Below are 20676 nucleotides of genomic sequence, written 5' to 3' on the forward strand. Positions count from 1 at the left end.
GTTTAGGAGGACATTAACGTGAGTAATTATTATTTCCAATCAGGTAACTTTGTAATGGAGCAGTTTGATACAGGAAAGCCTTTCTCTAGTTTCCTGCCAGGTCTTGCAGGTCTTAAGGGAATTCCAATGTGGACTTTTTATGTAAACCGGGGGCAAGCGATTTGCAGCTTTGGGGTACGCGACAAGAACTCGCCAATCATGGAATTCTCTCCAGCAAATATCTCTTATAAAGACGTAGGAACCACCGGATTCCGAACCTTTATTAAAATAAAAGGTGAGCAAGAGATTTATGAGCCATTTCAATCGGCACGTCCAGATTCTGCCGCCAAGCGGATCATGACCATTTTGCCTAACGGACTGACCCTTGAAGAAAGCCATGCCGGGCATGGGCTGAAGACGACTGTACACTATTTCAATCTGCCTAATGATGATTATGCCGCGTTGGTACGTCGGGTGGAGATTGAGAATATCGGTGGCAAAGAGATTGAGCTGGAGCTGATGGATGGTCTGCCTGAGATTTTGCCTTACGGAGTAGAAAACAGCGGCTACAAGGAGATTGGTAACCTGCTGCGCAGCTGGATGGACGTATACAATCTGGAGAACGGTATTCCGTTCTATAAGCTGCGTTCCAGCACCAATGATAGTGCACAGGTTAGCGAAATCACAAATGGACATTTCTATCTGTCGTTTACTGGAGATGGAGAAAAAGTCGCGCCAATCGTTGATTTCGAACTTATTTTCGGCGGCAATACCTCTCTTACTTACCCAGACCGCTTTGCGGGATTAACGCTTTCGGAGCTGAGTGAGCTTCCACAATATCCAGTCAATAAGGTTCCTTGCGGCTTCAGTGGTGTGGCTAGACGTTTGGCACCCGGCAGCAGCTTGACCCTGAATACTTTGGTTGGGCATGTAAATGACATCGACAAAATCAATAAAAAGGCGGAGCAGTTATGCCGGGATGAATATATCCTGTCCAAATCCAAGGAAGCCGCAGGTCTGACAGAGGAATTAACAGAAGACATTGCCACGCACACTTCATCGGCTGTGTTTGATGCTTATTGCCGTCAGTCCTATCTCGATAACTTCCTGCGCGGAGGCTATCCTTTTATTTTTGACAATGGCGGAGATGGCTTTGTAGTTCATTTATATTCCCGCAAGCATGGCGATTTGGAGCGCGACTATAACTTCTTCTCACTTGCCCCAGAATATTATTCACAGGGGAATGGTAACTTCCGTGACATGAATCAGAACCGCCGGAATGATGTGTTTTTTAATCCGAAGGTGGGCAGCTTCAACATCAAAATGTTCTATAGCTTGATTCAAGCAGATGGCTACAACCCACTAAGTGTTCAAGGAACAACCTTTGAAGTGAAGCCAGACAGCAAAGCGAAGGCTGCGGAATGGATCGGAGAAGCGGCTGCGGATCATCAAGCTGAGCTTGTTAAGCTATGCAACAGCCGGTTCACCCCAGGCAGCCTGATCAATTACATTGCGGATCAAAACGTTACGCTGAAGGTTAGTGAGCAGGAGTTTCTGTCGGGTCTGCTGGCTCTTTCACAGCAAAACATTGAGGCTGCTTTTGGCGAAGGCTTCTGGTCTGATCACTGGACATATAATTTGGATCTCGTAGTAGGTTATTTGGACATTTTCCCTGACAAGAAGCAGGAGCTTTTATTTGGGGATAGTACTTATGCGTTCTATGACAGCCCAGCATATGTGCTGCCCCGTAGTGAGAAGTATGTAATTAGTGACGGAAAAGCCCGGCAATATGGCGCCCTCCTTGAGGATGAGGAGAAGCTGCATAAGCTGAAATGGAAAGCTGGAGATACCCATTGGCTGCGTACCAAAGGTGGGCAAGGTGCTATTTACCACACCAATCTGTTCGTGAAGATGTTGTCTCTTGCTTTGAATAAATTTGCTACGCTTGACCCTTACGGCATGGGTGTGGAGATGGAAGGCAACAAGCCGGGCTGGAACGATGCTATGAACGGTCTGCCGGGATTGTTTGGCTCCGGAATGAGTGAGACTTTTGAGCTGAAGCGTACTGTAGTCTTTTTGCTGGATGTGCTGAACGGTGCTGAGAATGTACAGGGAGCTGTAAAGCTGCCAGAAGAAATCGCGGAGCTGCTTGAAGCGGTATATCACGCGGTAACTGCTGTCCTAGCAGGAGAAGTGGAACAATTCAACTATTGGGATACAGTAGCTTCAGCCCGTGAAGCTTATAGAGCAAGTATCCGGTTTGGCATTACGGGTGCTGAAACTGAAGTAACCTTGGAACACATCCGCGAAGCCCTTTCCAAGTTCCTGGTTAAAATTGATGAGGGGATCAACAAGGCGGTAGAAATGGGCAATGGACTTACCCCAACCTATTTCCGTTTTGAAGCGGAGAAATTCCATCAGGTAACAGATGCTGAGGGTCAGCCAGTCATTAGCGGATACGGATTGCCAAAGGCTGTGGTAGAGGAGTTTAAGGCTTATGCCTTGCCTTATTTCCTTGAAGGACCTACCCGCTGGTTGAAGACGATGAAGAACCCGGTGCAGGCAAAAAAAATCTATAATCTGATTAAGCAAACAGAGCTGTATGATCAGGCAACATCTATGTATCAGACCTCTGTTAGTCTAGAAGGTGAATCGCATGAAATCGGACGGATGAGAGCCTTCACACCAGGCTGGCTAGAACGGGAGTCTAACTTCCTGCACATGTCCTATAAGTATTTGCTTGAGCTGCTGAAGGGCGGGCTGTATGAGGAATTCTACGGCGAGCTGAAGACGTCGCTGGTGCCATTCCTTGATCCTGCTGTTTATGGACGCAGTACACTGGAGAATTCATCATTTATCGCAACTGGAGGCAATCCTGATCCAAATAACCATGGTAGAGGGTTCGTAGCGAGACTTAGTGGATCGACCGCGGAATTCTTAAGCATGTGGAGAACAATGATGGCTGGAAGCCATGTTTTCAGAATGGAGGATGGAGCGCTTACGCTGTCTCTCGATCCGGTATTGCCAGGATGGCTGTTTGATGAAGAGGGCAAACTGTCTTTCACTTTCCTAGGGAATACGGAGGTAATCTATTCTAACCCAAAACGTGAAAATACCTTTGGCGAGAAGAAGGTCAGCATTCAATCTTTGATGCTTGTATACCGTAATGGAACTGTGACTAAAATATCTGGAGCGTTCGTGCGCGGTGAAGAGGCAGAGGCTCTGCGGCGTGGAGAAATTGCACAAATTCAAGCAGTATTAGCATAAAAATAGAGGGGCGAGCTGCGGCTCGCCCTTAAATTTTCACTCAATCCGAAAAATGGTACCTATAATCCGAAATTCAAAGCCTTACGGAGACAGGCAAAAGCAAATACAATGGATACATAAACATTGTAAGCGCTTTAGATTAAATACAGATATAGAGCCTGGAGGTCCAAAGGATGGAGAACAAAAAAAGCATGGAAGTAAGCTCAGCGATGAAGCCGTTAATTCCTGGCAATTTCGAAACCGGTAAAGTAAATCGGAGCCCGCTTTGGAAGAGGTTCATTGCCCAGCGTCATTTGCAGACAATGGCTCTACTCGGCATTGCGTGGATGATAATCTTTAACTACATTCCCATGTATGGAATTATCATTGCTTTTAAAGATTACAACATCGTTAAAACGATTGCAGAAGCCCCATGGGTGGGACTTACACATTTCAAAGAGTTCATGGATGATGACAATCTCTCGAATGTAATTAAAAATACGCTCGGCATCAGCTTGTTTAAGCTAATTATCGGATTTCCATTGCCAATAATATTTGCTCTATTTCTGAATGAAGTTCGTTCAATGAAATTCAAGAAGACCATACAGACGATTTCGTATTTGCCCCACTTTCTCTCATGGGTGGTACTCGGAGGGATTTTGGCTACATGGCTTGCTGATGTAGGAATTATCAATAACATTTTGCTAGCGCTTCATCTGATTGATCAGCCAATTACATACTTGGCTGAGCCTGGTTACTTCTGGACAATTATTATCTCCTCTGATATCTGGAAAGAACTTGGATGGTCAGCGATTATCTATTTAGCAGCAATTTCCGGTGTATCTCCTGAAATGTACGAGGCGGCGACAATCGACGGCGCGGGCAGATTTCAGAAGATGTGGTATGTTACCTTGCCGGCGATTAAATCGACAATCAGCATTCTCTTCATTCTCGCGGTCAGCGGAGTGCTGAACTCCAACTTTGATCAGATTCTGGTCCTGCGCAACTCACTGAATGATAGTGCAAGTAATGTAATTGATTACTATGTGTACTATACAGGGATTCTCTCAGGCCGCTTCTCTTACTCAACTGCAGTTGGATTGTTAAAATCGGTTATCGCTCTAATATTGCTGCTGATTGCCAACCAAGTATCTAAAAAAATCAACGATACATCGTTGTTCTAGGATAAGGAGGACCATATATGTTTGCACTTAAGCGTAAAACCAAGGGCGAGGCCCTGTTCGATATCATCAATAACCTCATCATGTTATGTATCTGCTTCATAACGCTTTACCCGATCTGGTACGTATTGGTTAACGCCTTCAATAACGGTAATGACGCCATGCGGGGAGGAATCTACTGGTGGCCGCGGATGTTCAGCTTTGAGAATTTCGAGGCCGTGTTTGCCAGCCCCGGCATCATGCAGGCGATGTGGGTTACTGTCGCCAAAACACTTTTGGGTACTGTACTGCATGTATTTTTCACAGCGATGGTAGCTTATGCATTCTCCAGAAAAAACCTCATTGGCGGTAAGTTCTACATGCTGATGGGTACAGTGACTCTCTTTTTTGGCGGGGGACTCATTCCTACCTTCCTGCTGATGAAGGACCTTCACCTATTGGAGAATTTCCTAGTCTATATTATTCCGGTTATGTTTAGCTTCTTTGATCTTATTATCTTCATGACCTTCTTCCGGGAGATTCCCGATGGGCTGGAAGAAGCGGCACGGATTGACGGTGCTAATGATTGGTCCATCTTTCTAAGAATCGTACTTCCAGTATCCATGCCTGTAATTGCTACCATTGCGCTGTTCCATGGCGTGTATCAGTGGAATGATTACTTCACGGGCATGATCTATATCAATAATACTGATCTGCAGCCGATTCAGACGTATTTGTTCCGGGTCGTCGCACAATCGAGCTCTAGTCAAATGATGGTCGCTGTACAAGGCAGCAGCGTTACGAGAAGCGTAACGTCACAGTCCATTAAGCTGGCGACGATGGTAGTGACCACATTGCCGATAGTATTCGTGTATCCGTTCCTGCAGCGTTATTTCGTTAAAGGGATGATGATCGGCTCCATTAAGGGCTGATGTCTAGCAGTGATAACTCCTCCGGTTGCCTACAGCTGTAGGCACTGGGGTTGAGCTTATAATTAACATTCATAGAAAAGGGGTAAACAAGCATGGGCATGAAACGTAAGCCAAAAGCAATGGGAGTTCTGCTTCTCGCAATAATGATGTCATTGTCAGCCGCAGGCTGCTCCAGCGGGAATAATGCTGGCAAGAATGCCGAAGGTAATGCTAACAGCGCTAAAGCTACTAATACGGAGGCAAGTGCTGAACCGACTGCTGCTGCATTATCAGCAGATGAACCGGGATGGAAGATTGATACTTCACCCATTACATTTGACTGGTACCTGAACTTCTCATGGTTCCCTAATAAATGGGGCGTGGACCCAACCTCCCAATATGTAACTAAGAAGACCGGAGTTGATATTAATTTCATCGTTCCGGCTGGTAACGAGAATGAGAAGCTTAACACGCTGATTGCATCCGGTAAATTGCCTGATTTCATCACTTTGGGCTTCTGGGAAGATGCGATTAAGAAAATGGTCGAAGGTGAACTTGTTCTTCCATTGAACAAACTTGCTGATGAATATGATCCGTACTTCTTTAAAGTATCCGATGCTGATAAGCTGGGCTGGTATACACAAGAAGACGGCAATGTGTATGGCTATCCTAACTCTTCTTCCTCTCCTGCCGACTATGAGAAATATGGAGAAAATTACGTATCCAACCAAGTATTCGCTGTCCGCAAGGATATGTATGAAGCTATTGGAAGTCCAGATATGCGCACACCAGAAGGTTTCTTGAATGCGCTTAAATTAGCGAAAGAGAAATTCCCTGACGTAAATGGACAGCCGCTTATTCCACTTGGTTTGCATGAATTTACCGAGAACGGTAACGATTCTTTGGAAGGTTACCTGCAGAACTTCTTGGCAATCCCAAGAGAAAAAGATGGCAAGGTATATGCTCGTGAAACCGATCCTGAATATATCCGCTGGATGAAGGCACTTCGTCAAGCGAATCAAGACGGTCTGCTGGCTAAAGATATCTTTATCGACAAACGCCCACAAATGGAAGAAAAAATTGCCCAAGGCCGTTATTTCGCAATGCTGTATCAACGTACAGACTTTGCAGCACAACTAGGAACGATTTACCAACAGGATCCAACTAAAACGTATATCGCTGTTGACGGACCTTCCAATACGAACTTGGATAAACCAACCCTTGATGGCCCTGGTATCTCCGGTTGGACGGTAACACTGATCTCCAAAGATGTTAAGGATAAAGCACGTGCTATCCGCTTCCTCAGCTACTTGAACAGTGAAGAAGGCAACAAAGACTTGTTCTTAGGCGAAAAAGGTGTCAGCTACGATACGATTGATGGAAAAGATCAATTTAAACCAGAAGTGTTTGATTTGATGAATAAAGACCGTTCGACGTTTGATAAGCAAATCGGATCTTCCTTTACATTCTGGATGCTGCAAAATACGAATATCACAGACCAATGGGCTCCTAAATCGGTAGAACCATTTAAGCAATTGGAAGATTGGACTAGAGGTAAATCCATAGGCTCCTCCGAGTTCCAACAAATCGAACCAACAGGAAACTCTCCTGAAGGCATCATCGCTTCGAAGCTGAAACAGCTGCGCGGTAAAACTATGCCGAAATTGCTCATGGCTTCCTCCGATGCGGAATTCGATAAGATTTGGAATGAGTATTTAGAGAAGAGAAAGAAGGAAGGCGAAGATGTATTTGATGCCTACCAACAAAAGAAATATGAAGAGAATAAAGTGAAGCTGTCCATAAAATAAAAAGTATGACCCAAAATGCCCGCTAACTGCGGGCTTTTGGGTTATTTTCGAATTATAATAAGGAATAGATATTAAGTATTTGAATATTCACTATTTTAGCGAGGTGGACAGGACAGAAGTGTATAAAGTGAATAGGCGAGATCGAACCAGAGCATTATGGCATTCTTTTAGTTATTGGTGGGGGCGAAGATCACTTCAGAGCCGTTTAATTGCAGCTTATGTTTTTATTGTTTTAGGCCCGTGTATGCTGGTTTCTGTCTACTCCTATAAAGCCATTAATAATACCTATCTCCGCGATGCCGTCGAGAAAAATGATTATTTGTCGCAAATGGAGAAGCTGCATATTCATAATCAGATCGAAGCGATGGAACGGGCGGCGCAAATGGCTTATTCTGATGCCGAAGTAGAAAAATTCTTAGCGAATGAAACCGAACCGCAGCTAGTAGATTTGGTTGATTTTAATACAAATGCTTATGTGAATATGACTCGTATTCAATTTAATAATCCGAATATTGAGCATTTAAGACTGTATTCGAGAAGTAATAAGGTGCATGAAATTTGGCCGATTATCTTTCGCGAAGAGCGGGTTTCTTCCACCCCATGGTTTCAGAAAGCGCTTCAATTGAAGGGGCAGGAATACTGGTCTTTTCAGAAAAATGATCCGGATTTGATGCAGAGATACTTGGGAGCACCGACGGAGAGTCTGCCAAAGGTTTCTTTGCTGCGTGAGAAGAGTCGGCCAGCAGACAATCATATCGGCATGGTGCAGGTGGATATGCTGCTTAGTCGATTTACACCCAAGACGTATACAGATGTACGGGATAATCAGACCCAGATGTTTCTTGTGGATAGTGAGCTGCAGCTTTTCACCAGGCCGGACAATTCTTTTTTGCAGGATAATCTAGAGATGGCTGATATGATTGCAGAACGGTATAAGCAGTTCCGGGAAACTGGCGAATGGGACAGTAATTACTCGGAGAATGGTAAATCGTTTTTGTTAATTAACACTCCGCTAGAACGAATTGATGCTTATTTGTTAAATGTAGTGTCAATGGAAGGAGTGATGAAGGATATCTCCCGCACGCGCAACTTAATCATTGGAGCCAATGTTGGTTTTATTACTTTACTAACGCTGATCGCTTATGTGACAAATGCCTTTATTCTAAAAAATCTGCGTAGATTGACCGAAACGATGAAAAAAGTGCGTAGAGGTGAAGCGTACACTGGAATAATGATTCGTGGTGGAGGGGAAGTCGGGGAGCTTGCCCATCATTTCTCTAAGCTGATGAACACCATCAATACGTTGGTGGCTCAGGCAGTGAGCAAGCAGGCGTTGTCTAAAGAGGCTGAGCTGCGTACGCTGCATAACCAGATTGACGCACATTTTTTGTATAATACGCTGGAAAATATAAAAATGCTGGCTGAAATTGAGAACCAGCGAACGATCTCGGACGCACTGACCTCGCTGGGTGGGATGATGCGCTATAATTTTAAATGGTCCGGAGAGTATGTGAAGCTGCGGGATGAAGTCCGCCACATTGAAAATTACATTGAAGTGATGAATATTCGTTTTGAATATCCGGTTAAGTTAGTGCTTCATATTGAACCTCGATATTTGGAGCTGGAGGTGCTGAAAATGTCACTGCAGCCTATTGTAGAGAACAGTGTTAAGCATGCTTGGTGCGACGAGAAAGAGAATTTACAGGACCCGAACATTCATATTCATATTTCGGAAACGGAAGGTGATATTTGCATAGAGCTTCGTGATAATGGCATCGGCTTAACTCCAGAGCGTTTGGTTGCTTTGAACGAGGCGATTTATGCGAAAGATGAGCGCTGTGAGAGTGCTTCAGAACAGAGGGATGTTGACCGCCGAACAGGTGGTATTGGACTGAGAAATGTACATCAGCGACTGCAAATCTTTTATGGTGATGAATATGGGCTTGTAGTACAGAGTGAAGCAGGGAGTTGGACGATGGTACGTCTGACCTTGCCGAAAGTTCTTTTGACAGGAGAAAAACAACTATGAAGAAGCTACTGATCATTGATGATGAAAAGAATATCCGTTACGGTCTCAAGACTATGATAGAAAGAGAATTTCCGTCCGTGTATACCATCACAATGGCGAGTAATGGCGCAGAGGGTTTCGAGATATTTAAGACCGAAGGTGCAGATATTATTATTACAGATATACGTATGCCAGTGATGGATGGTATTACGCTGTTGGAGCAGATATCTAAGGTAACAAGTGGTGAGAAAAGCCCAGCAGTGCTGATCTTAAGCGGGTATGATGATTTCGAATATGCCAAAAGCGCGATTCGTTATCGCGTGAAGGATTACTTGCTGAAGCCGATTCGCCGAGATGAGTTGTTCGAAATTTTGAAGAATATCGATAAGGAACAGGAAGAACAGGATCTCAGCGCAAGGCAGCTGGAACAGGAAACGGAACACTTCCGCAGGGAACTGCGGTCCAGTCGTTTACGGGGACTGCTAATGCAGCAGGAGGTTCCGCTGGAGCGTGAGCAGCAAGAGTGGCTAAGTGATCTGCAAGCACCTTTTACAGTTGGTGTGTTGAATTACTATTACAATGACGGAACAAGAATGAAGTCGGGGGATGTTCAGGGACTGGCGGAACGATTGATCGGACCGCTTGAAAAGTTTTTCTCGGAAATCACAACGGATTGGGATGGCAAATTAGTCTTGATCGGGAGCAGAAAACAGGATTTTATAGAGCTGTCCAGACAAGCTGAAGCTAAGGAAATAAAGGGATTATCGATTGGGATTAGCAGCGAAGGAGGAAGTCTTGAGGACCTCCGTTCCTGTTATAAGGAAGCATGCCGGGCACTGCAATATACTTTTTTATATCCGCAAGTGAGTTTGTTGGATTATGGGGATGTTGGTCAGGGACGGTCTAACTTTCCGTTACCTAAGGAAGAGCTTCGCAAGCTGCTCAATATGCTGGGAACAGAACGCGAGAAGGAGATGAAGCATCTTCTATCTGTGATTTTTCAAACTGAGCATTTGAAGGAACTGGACCTAGCTTATCTGGAGTCCGTGGGACAGAATGTAAACGAACTGGTGTTGGATGAAGTATTTCGGGTACATGGCGAAGCCTCGGTAGAGGTATTGAAGCTGTATCGTACGGTAGGCAATATGTACAACTATCGTCATTTCCACGAATATTATCGTGCGCTGGAGAACTTACTCTTGAGTGTGAATGAATACATTGTAGGCGTAAGGTCTGCGCATACCGAGCATGCGGATATGGAAGAGGCACTGAGCTATATTGAAGCCAACTATGCCCGTCCACTGAATATGGCTATGGTCAGCAATCATGTATCCTTGAATTATTCTTATTTTAGCGAAGCCTTTAAGGCATATACCGGTGAGAATTTTGTTATCTATTTAAAAAAGGTCCGCATCCGTCATGCTAAAGAGCTATTGGCAAAAGGCTGCAGTAAGCTCGCAACAGTCTCAGAAGAAGTAGGCTTCGAGAACAGTAAACAATTTGCCCGTGTTTTTAAAGAGCTGGAGGGGATTTCCCCAGGTGATTATAGAGCGAAAATAGTATCCGAAGAGTGTTGAGGTTATTGAAGATGCATTTAGAAGCGGCCCTCCTATATAATGGATTTGAGAAGATTCATTGGAGGAATGAAGGGTGGAAGAAATACAAGGCAATTTGATTACGGTTCAGACATTAGCAGCGGATTTTCGTCGACTGGGCGTTAAGGCGGGCATGACGATTTTATTGCATTCTTCTTTTAAATCGTTAGGCCAATGGGTAGCCGGGGGCCCGGTCGCTGTTATTTTGGCATTGGAGGAGGTCCTCGGAGAATCTGGCACGCTGGTAATGCCCACTCATTCCAGTGACCTGACTGATCCCGCAGGCTGGAGCAACCCACCGGTGCCGGAGGCGTGGTGGCAGAGTATCCGCGAGCAGATGCCGGCTTATGATCCAGACCTGACCCAGCTTAGAGGAATGGGGGTTATTCCGGACTGCTTCCGTAAACAAAAAGGAGTAAAACGCAGTGACCATCCGATTCATTCGTTTGCCGCTTGGGGCAAGCATAGAGACGAAATTATGTATGGTCATTCGATTGAAATGGGTCTGGGGGAAGATTCTCCGTTGGCTCGGATTTACGATTTGGGCGGACATGTACTGTTGCTGGGTGTTGGCAATCTTAATAATACTTCTCTGCATCTTGCCGAATGCCGCGCATCTTATGCTGGCAAGAAGGAAACCCTTGGCGGGGCGCCCATTATGGTGGATGGAGTTAGGCAGTGGGTGGAATTTAAGGAGCTGGATTGGGATTCTGACGATTTCGTTCAGCTGGCAGATCAGTTTGGACAAGAGACGGGACTTATTACATATGGACAGGTTGCTTCCGCAACCGCTCAATTGATTCCGCAACGGGAAATCGTAGATTATGCAGTGAACTGGATGGAACAGAACAGGAAGTAAAACCTCATTGGATAGGGGAAACGGAAGGAGAAGCTGGCATGAGTACAACAACGATATTTTTAACCCGGCATGGTCAAACGGAATGGAACGTGCAGCATCGGATGCAGGGACATATGGATTCTGAACTGACGGCTCTTGGTGTGCAACAGGCAGAATGGCTGAGCCGGGGAATGCGCACTGAACAGCTGGATGTCATCTATGCAAGCCCCAGCCCAAGGGCGCTGCGCACAGCTGAGATTATTCGTGGAGAGCGGAGTACTCCGCTTAAGACCTCTGAGGCGTTCAAAGAGATTGGCATGGGTGTGTGGGAAGGCCGTGATTCTACTGAGCTGGAGAGCGAGTATTCGGAGCAGCATCGCAATTTCTGGCAAGACCCTGAGCAGTTTAAAGTGGAGGGTAGTGAGACCTTCGCAGAGGTGCAGGCACGGGCGCTGGGTAAGCTTCAGGAAATTCTCGTTGACCATCAAGGTGAGACCATTCTTATTGTCACACATACAGTAGTGATTAAGTTGTTAATGGCCTATTTTGAGGGCAGAGCGCTGCCTAAGCTCTGGGATCTGCCTTACATTTATCCGACCTGCTTATGCAGGGTTGATTTTACGGATGGTGTGCCGGAAATCCTGCTGCATGGGGATACGAGCCATTACGAAGAGAGTGAAGCTGGGATGGAATCATAACACTTCCTACAGATCAGATTGGGTTTATAAAAAAAGGCGGTTCCTCGGGTGCATTACGCACTCGGGAAACCGCCTTTTTGTCTTCAGAGCTGAAGATCAGCTTTTGCTAGTTGATAAATTGGAGAGATTTCAATGTCTTCTCCAGCATCGTAACCGCTTCGGCACGAGTTGCCAGCTTCTGTGGAGCAAAGGATCCATCTGTTGCTCCTTGGATAATTCCCTCAGCAGCGATTTCTGCTACTGCTGCTTGGGACCAAGCTGGAATGCTTGCTGCGTCACTGAATTTAGCCAGTGCTGCAGGGTCGGCATTTAAGGTTTTCCCTGTGTACTTAATAGCTTTCGCTAATACCGAGGCCATTTCCTGACGAGTGATTGGGCTACCCGGCTTAAAGCTGCCATCGGTATAACCGGAAATCAATTCGGCTTCTGCTGCGGTGCGAATAGCATCAGCATACCAAGCACTTGGGTTTACATCTTTAAATGTGGTCTCACCATTAGCTATCGCAAGTCCCAGAGAACGCGTAATTATTGCCGCGAACTCAGCACGTGTGATCGACTGTGAAGGAGAGAACGTATCGTTGCTTGTTCCGCTGACGATTAGTTTGGTAGCTAATAGATCAATGGATGATTTAGCCCAGTGTCCGTTAGTATCTGCGAACGTTTTGGAAGACTTAACAACGGTGTAGTAGCTGTTGCTGTTCCGTTTAATCGTAACGTCCGTTGTTCCATCTGCTTTAGGAACAAAGATAGCAGGCACGAAGGAGATCTTACCTGAAGCAGGATCGAAGACCACTGCCGTTGCGTTATTTGAATTTAAGACGGCAGGTACATTGATCGTGCGCTTCACGTAAGTGCTGCCGAAATTGTTCAACTGCACACTCTTAGTTCCGGCTTGTGCTGAAACGCTGAATTCGATTACTGGAGCAGCTAAAGTAGCATTACCTAGCTGTGAGGCTATAGCTTGGTTTGTGCTGCTTAGTGTTCCCGAATTCGCTACTAGAATGGATACCGTAATTGTAAAGTCGCTGGTGCCTAATTGAGCGGCAAGTGCTGCGCTGTTTACAACACGGAGTGGCAAGGAATAAGAAGCACCATCCGTAGTAAAGGTAAGAACTGTGTTAGGTTGTGCTGCTGCTTGTTTTACAAGCACACTGCCTGGAAGCACTACTTGAGCGCCGCCTGTAGTGGCTTTAACCGGAATAACCAGCTCTTGGCTACCCGTTGGCAGTTCAGCAAGTTGTTTGGTTAGATCAGCAGCATCAATTGTTGTTACTTGTGCTGAAGCAATTGGAGCCACAGTTGGAGCAACAGTTGGTGATGGTGTAGCCGTTGGTACTGTTGGAGCCGATGTTGGTACTGATGTTGGTACTGAAGTTGGTACTGAAGTTGGATCTGGTGTTGGTACTGGTGTTGGGTCTGGTGTCGGAGTTGGATTTGTCTCCGGCAGTGGTGCACCTTTTAGATCAACAATCCGGCCTTCAACGGCGGAAGTGTTCGCAGTGACCGTTCCAACCTTCTGCAGATACTTCGTAAATACATCAAAGTCCGGTAGGTACAGCAGATTCACGCGGCCTTCTTTATAGGCCTTTTCAAGTGAAGTATAGAAATCTCCACCCTTAGCTGTGAAAGCATTAGTAGCTACTTCATAAGATGCTTTTAGATCTAGAGGAACGTATTTCTCCCCGTTTTTCACTTCAATACGCAATACACGTTCGTTCACAGGTTTCGTAGAGTCGTAATAGAATTTCAACCCTGCAACGTGTGGGAAACGTCCGTCTGCTGCCGGCGTTTTGGAAACCCCGTTCTCCATAGCATCCTTAATTTCTTGTCCAGTCAAAGTGATCGTAACCAGATCGTTGTTGAATGGAAGTACACCGAGTACTTCGCCTTGTGTGATCGGTCCTTCGTTGATGGATTCGCGAATACCGCCGCCGTTTTGCAAGGCGATTACGGCATTAGTGCCCGCTTTTTGAGCTGCATAAAGCATGCCATCGGCAATCAGGTTACCAAGATTAGTTTCCTTTGTGCGCACATTATCACGAACTCCGTTTAGAACAACCTCTGAATTTCCTACTACCTCATTGGTTAGTTCTTGAATACCCGGCTTATACTCGGTATCCAGGATCTTTTTAGCTTCAGGATCCTCTGCGATAACGTAGTTAGTACCGTTTTTAGCATCGATGGAGATTAATTGGTCTTTCCAATCGGTCAGTACGCCATCTTTGTTAAATTTAACTTCAAGTTGGCCAAGGAAAAGACCTTTTTCACCAGTTTGTACAATTAGCTTCGGTGCTTTTGGATCGGTGTTATCAACAACGGCTTGATTCAGTTGCGTGTGGCTGTGACCCCCAACGATAATATCAATGCCGTTAACGGCTTTGGCTAGCTTGAGATCTTCTTCATAGCCAAGGTGAGAGAGAACAATGATCTTGTTAACTTTCTCTTTTTCAAGCATAGCGACCGTTGCTTCCGCTTTAGCGAAGGCATTCTCAAAGGTCACTTTACCTGGTGAAGCAATGTTCGCCGTATCTTCTGTCGTCAGACCCATGATACCGACCTGTTGGCCGTCTACTTCTTTGATCAGCGCAGGGTAGATGGTTCCAGCATTACCTGACCGGCCGATTTCATTGGTGAACATTTTACTAAGAATATCATCCGCTGAGAAGTTCACATTGGAGGAGACAAATGGGAACTTTGCGTTGCCAATGAATTTGGACAGTACATCTGAATCTTTATCAAACTCATGATTACCGAAAGTCATAGCATCATATTTAACCAGATTCATAAAGGCCAGATCTGCTTGACCCAGATACTTATTGAAGTAAAGCGTTCCGGAGAACACATCACCTGCGTCTACAAGAATAGGATTCTCTGTAGTCGCCTTGGCATCTTTGATTGCTGTTACACGGCGCAAGATGTTGTTTGGCGAGCTGACAGTATCTAATCCTGCATGTGTATCATTGGTGTGCAGAATGGTTAGTGGGAAGTCTTCAGCAGTATTAAAATCAATCTGTGCCAAAACCGCATCATGATCGGATACCCGACCGTTCGATGGTGAGAAGTCGGCATTTAGATGAACGACATCTACTTTAGAAGAAGCCGTTAGATTTTTACTGACAAGAATATGATCTAGCACTTGAGAGTTTCCATCATAGGTGTACGTATACTGCTCATTTAAAGGTAATGTATCGATCAAATTGTCTAGTTCTGTACCTTTTAAGAGGGTTGCAGTTTTAGTAAATTGGAAATCATTCAAATCGCCAAGAGCTACGATGTTGGCTTTAGGATTTGCAGTCAGAACCTCTTTGACAAATCCGTTTACGACCGCCGCGATTTTATGGCGTTGTGTTTCACTGGACAATACAGGGGGCTGAACGTTTCCGAAAGGACCGGTATCGCCGCCTTTTGAATTGAAATGGTTAGCGATCACAATTACTGTTTCGCCACCGAATACGAACTGTGCAGCAAGGGGTTTACGTGAACTTGCAAAGGCAGAGTTTGTTGGATCAATTCGTCCTGGATTGTAGGTCAATTGATCTGCCGCTGCGTTATATCCAACGGATTGTGTAGCTGTACCTTTTTGTCCGCTCACACTGTCCGCAAGCTGTACTCTTGCTGGATTGTACAGGAATCCTACGCGAATGTTTCCGCCTGGGGCACCGCCATCCATATTGTTCTCCGGAGCGATATCTGTGTATTTATATACAGGACCGCCAGCGGTTTCAATAGCCTTAATCAATTCGGCTGCACTTGCTTCAGTGATACCATTATTGGCTTCACCATTGCTGTCCTGCATTTCGACAACGCCGATAATGTCAGGTTTTTTCATATTGTTTGTGATGGAGTCGGCTAGTTTCTGGATTTTTGTTGCTCCGACACCCGGGTAGAAGTTTTCAATGTTGTACGATGCGATCAACAACTTACTATCATTGACTTCAAGAGTAGTTGTTTCTTGCTTAAAGGTACTTGGAGTGATGGCTGGAAGCTTACCGTTTTCCGGAATCACTTTGAAGTTACCGTTGTTGTATCCGATGACGCCAGTTACATCTCCCGCGAACTTATCTCCGGTGATGACTTCTTGACCCGGATTTCCGTAAGCAATGATGAGGCGCTGAGGATTGTATTGGTTGTATTCTTTGAGAACTAATCCACCAGCTGGTGTGATGACATCAGGTGTTTCATTTTCTACTCTTGTAGGGATGTTATACAGCATGGAATTTCCGCTACCACTTGTCCAGTAAGGACTGATAATCGTAGGGGTAGGGAGCTTGACGAGCATACCTTCTAACGATTCGTAGAAATCAATTGCATCTTCATTAGGCTCAAAATCAGCCATGCCGTCATTGTCAATTATGGAAGACGGAATGGCTCTCCCGCCTTTACCAAGTACGACAGGCTCCGGCACAGTATAACTTGAAGAGGAGTCTACTTTTATTGAAGTCATAGTAATTTGAGTAGAGGTTAAATTACTTGCGTTACCTTCGTTGTATTCGGAAACAGCTCCACTAACTTGGACTAAATCTCCAATTTGAGGCTTAAGGGATGAATTAGTGCTGTATACAAAAATACCTTCCGAAGTGTTTACATTATCGTCTGGCTGAGGGTCTTGCATAAAGAAACCTCTATAAGCGCCAGTGGCGAAGGTGTACCCATATTGGGTAACGATGCCTTCTACATCGGAAACGTTCTGACCTGCATACTCAGAAGTATGAGATTCTCCTTGAATATCATGTATACGAGGGAGTTCAGATGCTTTATATGCAAAGGTATAAACCTTACTTGTCTTGCCATCTGCTACGACAATTGCATGGATGGTAAGATCTTGATTAACTGTAATCGGATCTGAATAAAGCTTACTTGCTGTTGTTGGTTCAGTTCCGTTGGTCGTGTAGTAAATCTGTGCTCCAAGAGTAGGGCTGGATAGGGTCACAGAACTTCCTTTGATGATGCGACCTGCGCCAGGGCTGGCCATAACGGAAAAAGTTTCTTCCACCAAAGCATTTTCATTAAGTGGAATGAATTGATAAGTCGTACTATATTGCTCGATAACTCCAGTGATATTGTCAAAGGTTTTACCCTTAACTAGTTTAGGCAGGGTTGAAAAAATTGTGAATTGTTGTCCACCTTGGCTAGCAGTCACCGTGCTGCCATTTACATTGTCTATGGTCACATTATTCATAGTTACCAGCTGAGCTTCGTGGCTTTCGCCGTTCGCGGCAGACAAGTCGGTTGCTGTAATCAATTTTGGTGCAGGCACCCCAACATTTTGTGCAGCTACATTGTATTGAAGTCCACTTTGGAATTTGATTTCTTGCAGGTTGCTGTAGATATCCATTGTGCCGCTTACTTCAACACGATCTCCAACGTTTGCGAACTCTGGGAAACCATAAAGTACGATCCCGCCGGATTCATCCTGAATATACATTTTTGCTGCATTAATGTGAGTTACGATACCTTCTGTTAAAATATTCTGACCTTTACTAGCAAGGCGTGCTGTTGCAACATCTGTTTTGGCCAGAATAGTGTAATCAAAAGTCGATATAGGGCTGTCTGGCATATTTGGTTCTGAAGCATACGCTTTAATCGTAGTGTCCTCAGTTAAGGTAATAGGCCCTGTGTAAGGTTGGAAATTAGTTGAACCACCTGATCCATAAACAGCTGCATAGACGGATGCTCCAACCGTTGGAGAATTCAAAGATATTTCTGTACCAGCCGGCCAGGCATTAGGGGCTGGTAAAGCTACTGCGGAACTAGCAGTTTCCGGTAATTCAGGGAACGTACCGTAGGTGCTGTTCCGTGGACTTGGTGCTTGGACAACAAAATCCGTAGAGTTGTTATCCGTATCTAGACCGCGGCTGTCTGCTGGTGCACCAGCCGCAGCTTTACGGATAGCGGCTGTCGTATTGGAGAGAGCAGCGGTCGCACTTCCCTCGACATTTGTAGCTGTTCCGTAGCCAACTAAATCAATTGTTGTACCTGATTTATCAACGAGGTCGACTTTGCCGTTTGTACCACTCATAGCAAGGATTCCCTTGCTAACATCAGGAGTAGGCAAGTCGGTAGTTCCTCCCGTTCCAGCGGCCTCCTCAATAAGGAAGTATCCATTTGCCGGGATGGTTCCATTTAAGTCTGTTCCGCTACTAAAGGTTCCGGCCGCTGAGGTATAGCGAACTTTCCATCCAGTCAAATCTACTGGATGATTTGTAGGATTGTATAATTCAATAAAATCATTTTTAAATTCCGCTCCGCCGTTTCCACCACCACCATAGACCTGCGAGATAACAATATTGCTATTATCCGGTGCTGCCTCGGCGGTCTGGACAGCTGGTAACACACTGCCGGCAACCATTAACATTGCCAGTCCAGTAGCGAACCATTTCCTTACTCTTGAAGAAATAATCATTTGGATAAGTCATTCTCCCCTCGAATCTTTTATTTACAACCTATTAAATCTTAGCATTCAAATGTAAAATGAAAGGTTGTCTTTCATGAATATAAATTAAAGTTTGCATCATTTAAATCTAAAAATTGAAATGTTGTGATTTAAGTATAAAAACAGTGCATAAATACAATATTAATTATAAATTTAGTGTTTTTATGGTTAATAGATCACCGATATTTTAATTTTATGTTATATATATTGTTGAATTTATTATGGATTGCGACAAATTTATTCTAGAGTTTTGTTAATTTTTACATAGGGAAAACAATAGAGATTAGAATTATATAGAATGTATCGGAACAAAAATAATGCCCCTCCAGCTTCTTATCGAGAAGTGGAAGGGCATTATTAATTTTAAATCTACTTGGACAACACATCACTGCTGGTGCGGAAGCTCAAGCCGTTCAATTCCATCCATATATTTACGCAGTGCCTGCGGAATGTAAATGGATCCATCCTCCAGTTGATGATTCTCCAGCAGCGGAATTAGGATCCTTGGTGTAGCCACTGCGGTGTTGTTTAGGGTGTGGCAGTATTGCAGCTTACCGTCGGCATCCCGGTAACGAATGCCCGAACGACGAGCTTGGAAATCGAGCAGGTTGGAAGCCGAGTGTGTCTCTCCGTATGCCTCTCTGCTTGGCATCCAAGTCTCGATGTCATACTGCTTATGTGTCTTCAGGGACATATCTCCTGTGCAGACAGACATGATCCGATAGGGAAGTTCCAAGAGCTGTAGAATATGCTCTGCATTCGCAAGAATCTCCTGCAGCATGCCCTCTGATACGCCCTCATCATTCCGACATAAGATAACTTGTTCAATTTTTGAGAATTGATGAACACGGTACAGGCCACGCACGTCTCGTCCCGCCGATCCTACCTCACGGCGGAAGCAGGCCGACATTCCGGCGAGTCGCATTGGCGAATCCAGTTCGACAATCTCATCGCTATACAGCGAGACAAGCGACACCTCCGATGTGCCTACCAGCCAGCGATTGTCTCCGTTTAGCTCATAGGTCTGATCCATCCCGCCGGGGAAGAAGCCCGTACGTTCCAGCGCTTCCGGACGGACAATCACGGGAACATCCATCACCGTGAACCCGCGGGCAGTTAGTACATCAATGGCCAGCCGCTGTACAGCGAGATGTAACAACAACCCTGCATCCTTCAGCACATAGCTGCGTGGGCCGCCTGCTTTGACGCCACGGGGGATATCGATGATATTGTGGAGCTCGCCTAGTTCTACATGATCACGCGGTTTAAAGCCGAATTCCGGCAACGTTCCGGTTCGTCGCAGTTCTACATTATCTTTATCATCATGGCCAATCGGTGTATCCTGCGATACAGGGTTTGGTGCGAGCAGCATGAGTTCTCCACAGCGGCGGTCTGCCTCAGTTAGTTCTGCCTCATAGAGATTCAGGCGGTTGTTCAGTTCTCTTACTTGTTCTTTAACTGCTTCTCCTGCCACGCTGTCACCCTGTCGTAAAAGTCGTTCAACCTCTTTGGTCAGCCCGTTACGCTGGGCTCTCAACTGTTCCGTATCTTGGCGCAATTCGCGCCGTTTCTCATCCCATTCCAGCAGTTCATCCAGTGGGAAGTCGACTCTTTTCCAAGCCGTAATGTTTCTTACAAGTTCCTGATTGTCTTTGATCCAGTTCATATCCAGCATACCGTTTCGCTCCTTTTTGGTTAAAAAAACGCAAAAAACGCCCTCATCCATGGGACGAGGAGCGTCAGCTCGCGGTGCCACCCAGGTTGATCGAATCTCCTTAACTGCAGGAACAATCCGACCCTCTTTGGTCTTCGCGGTAACGGGCGAAACCCGGTGAACTTAGGGAGTTGTTGTAGACTCCGGTCGCAGACGCCTCACGGTTGGATGCCGATCATTGGCCTGATTGTTGGATTTAATATTGTTGCTTAGTATAACGTAAGAGCGGAGGGAGCGCAAGTGGTTATGGTTTGACAAAAATATCAATTCTACGTTAGGATTAGTA

At 45.3% G+C, this 20676-nt stretch carries 10 protein-coding genes; 8 read left to right on the forward strand and 2 right to left on the reverse strand.

Translation table 11 applies throughout. From position 1 onward, the window contains the following. Positions 1–18: 18 nt before the first annotated feature. The 8 genes from MHH89_RS24375 (at position 19) to MHH89_RS24410 (ending at position 12243) form a co-directional block, all read left to right on the forward strand. Positions 19–3246, forward strand: a complete 3228-nt coding sequence (locus MHH89_RS24375; protein WP_076302337.1) for a cellobiose phosphorylase — start codon at positions 19–21, stop codon at positions 3244–3246. A 173-nt stretch (positions 3247–3419) separates the two neighbouring features. After that, positions 3420–4409, forward strand: a complete 990-nt coding sequence (locus tag MHH89_RS24380) for an ABC transporter permease (protein WP_036682605.1) — start codon at positions 3420–3422, stop codon at positions 4407–4409. A gap of 17 nt (positions 4410–4426) precedes the next feature. Then, a complete protein-coding gene (locus MHH89_RS24385) occupies positions 4427–5317 on the forward strand; it encodes a carbohydrate ABC transporter permease (RefSeq protein ID WP_036682603.1) in 891 nt (296 codons plus the stop codon). A gap of 92 nt (positions 5318–5409) precedes the next feature. Next, entirely contained in the window at positions 5410–7104 is a 1695-nt protein-coding gene (locus MHH89_RS24390; protein ID WP_036682600.1) for an extracellular solute-binding protein, read from the forward strand. A gap of 118 nt (positions 7105–7222) precedes the next feature. Further along, complete coding sequence (locus MHH89_RS24395) at positions 7223–9133, forward strand: cache domain-containing sensor histidine kinase (protein ID WP_081387132.1); 1911 nt, start codon at positions 7223–7225, stop codon at positions 9131–9133. Beyond that, positions 9130–10689: a response regulator gene (locus MHH89_RS24400; protein WP_076179469.1), complete on the forward strand. Its 1560-nt coding sequence runs from the start codon at positions 9130–9132 to the stop codon at positions 10687–10689. Before MHH89_RS24395 ends, MHH89_RS24400 begins: the two co-directional genes overlap by 4 nt. Before the next feature lie 73 nt (positions 10690–10762). Then, complete coding sequence (locus MHH89_RS24405; protein WP_076278895.1) at positions 10763–11566, forward strand: aminoglycoside N(3)-acetyltransferase; 804 nt, start codon at positions 10763–10765, stop codon at positions 11564–11566. Positions 11567–11604: 38 nt separating this feature from the next. Next, a complete protein-coding gene (locus MHH89_RS24410; protein ID WP_036682592.1) occupies positions 11605–12243 on the forward strand; it encodes a histidine phosphatase family protein in 639 nt (212 codons plus the stop codon). 106 nt (positions 12244–12349) lie between these two features. Here MHH89_RS24410 and MHH89_RS24415 read toward each other — a convergent pair whose 3' ends face one another. Continuing rightward, on the reverse strand, positions 12350–18646 hold the full coding sequence (locus MHH89_RS24415) for a 5'-nucleotidase C-terminal domain-containing protein (protein ID WP_341088361.1): 6297 nt from the start codon (positions 18644–18646) through the stop codon (positions 12350–12352). Between the two features lie 415 nt (positions 18647–19061). Next, entirely contained in the window at positions 19062–20351 is a 1290-nt protein-coding gene (gene serS / locus MHH89_RS24420; RefSeq protein WP_076310026.1) for a serine--tRNA ligase, read from the reverse strand. Between the last annotated feature and the right edge of the window lie 325 nt (positions 20352–20676).

This window comes from Paenibacillus sp. FSL H7-0323, from assembly GCF_038002725.1.
Classification (GTDB): Bacteria; Bacillota; Bacilli; order Paenibacillales; family Paenibacillaceae; genus Paenibacillus_AQ; species Paenibacillus_AQ odorifer.

Excerpts from the sequence above, each read along its gene's own strand:
- MHH89_RS24380 (WP_036682605.1), top strand. The coding sequence starts at position 3,420 with ATGGAGAACAAAAAAAGCATGGAAGTAAGCTCAGCGATGAAGCCGTTA.
- MHH89_RS24385 (WP_036682603.1), top strand. The coding sequence starts at position 4,427 with ATGTTTGCACTTAAGCGTAAAACCAAGGGCGAGGCCCTGTTCGATATC.
- MHH89_RS24390 (WP_036682600.1), top strand. The coding sequence starts at position 5,410 with ATGGGCATGAAACGTAAGCCAAAAGCAATGGGAGTTCTGCTTCTCGCA.
- MHH89_RS24400 (WP_076179469.1), top strand. The coding sequence starts at position 9,130 with ATGAAGAAGCTACTGATCATTGATGATGAAAAGAATATCCGTTACGGT.
- MHH89_RS24410 (WP_036682592.1), top strand. The coding sequence starts at position 11,605 with ATGAGTACAACAACGATATTTTTAACCCGGCATGGTCAAACGGAATGG.
- MHH89_RS24415 (WP_341088361.1), bottom strand. The coding sequence starts at position 18,646 with ATGATTATTTCTTCAAGAGTAAGGAAATGGTTCGCTACTGGACTGGCA.
- serS (WP_076310026.1), bottom strand. The coding sequence starts at position 20,351 with ATGCTGGATATGAACTGGATCAAAGACAATCAGGAACTTGTAAGAAAC.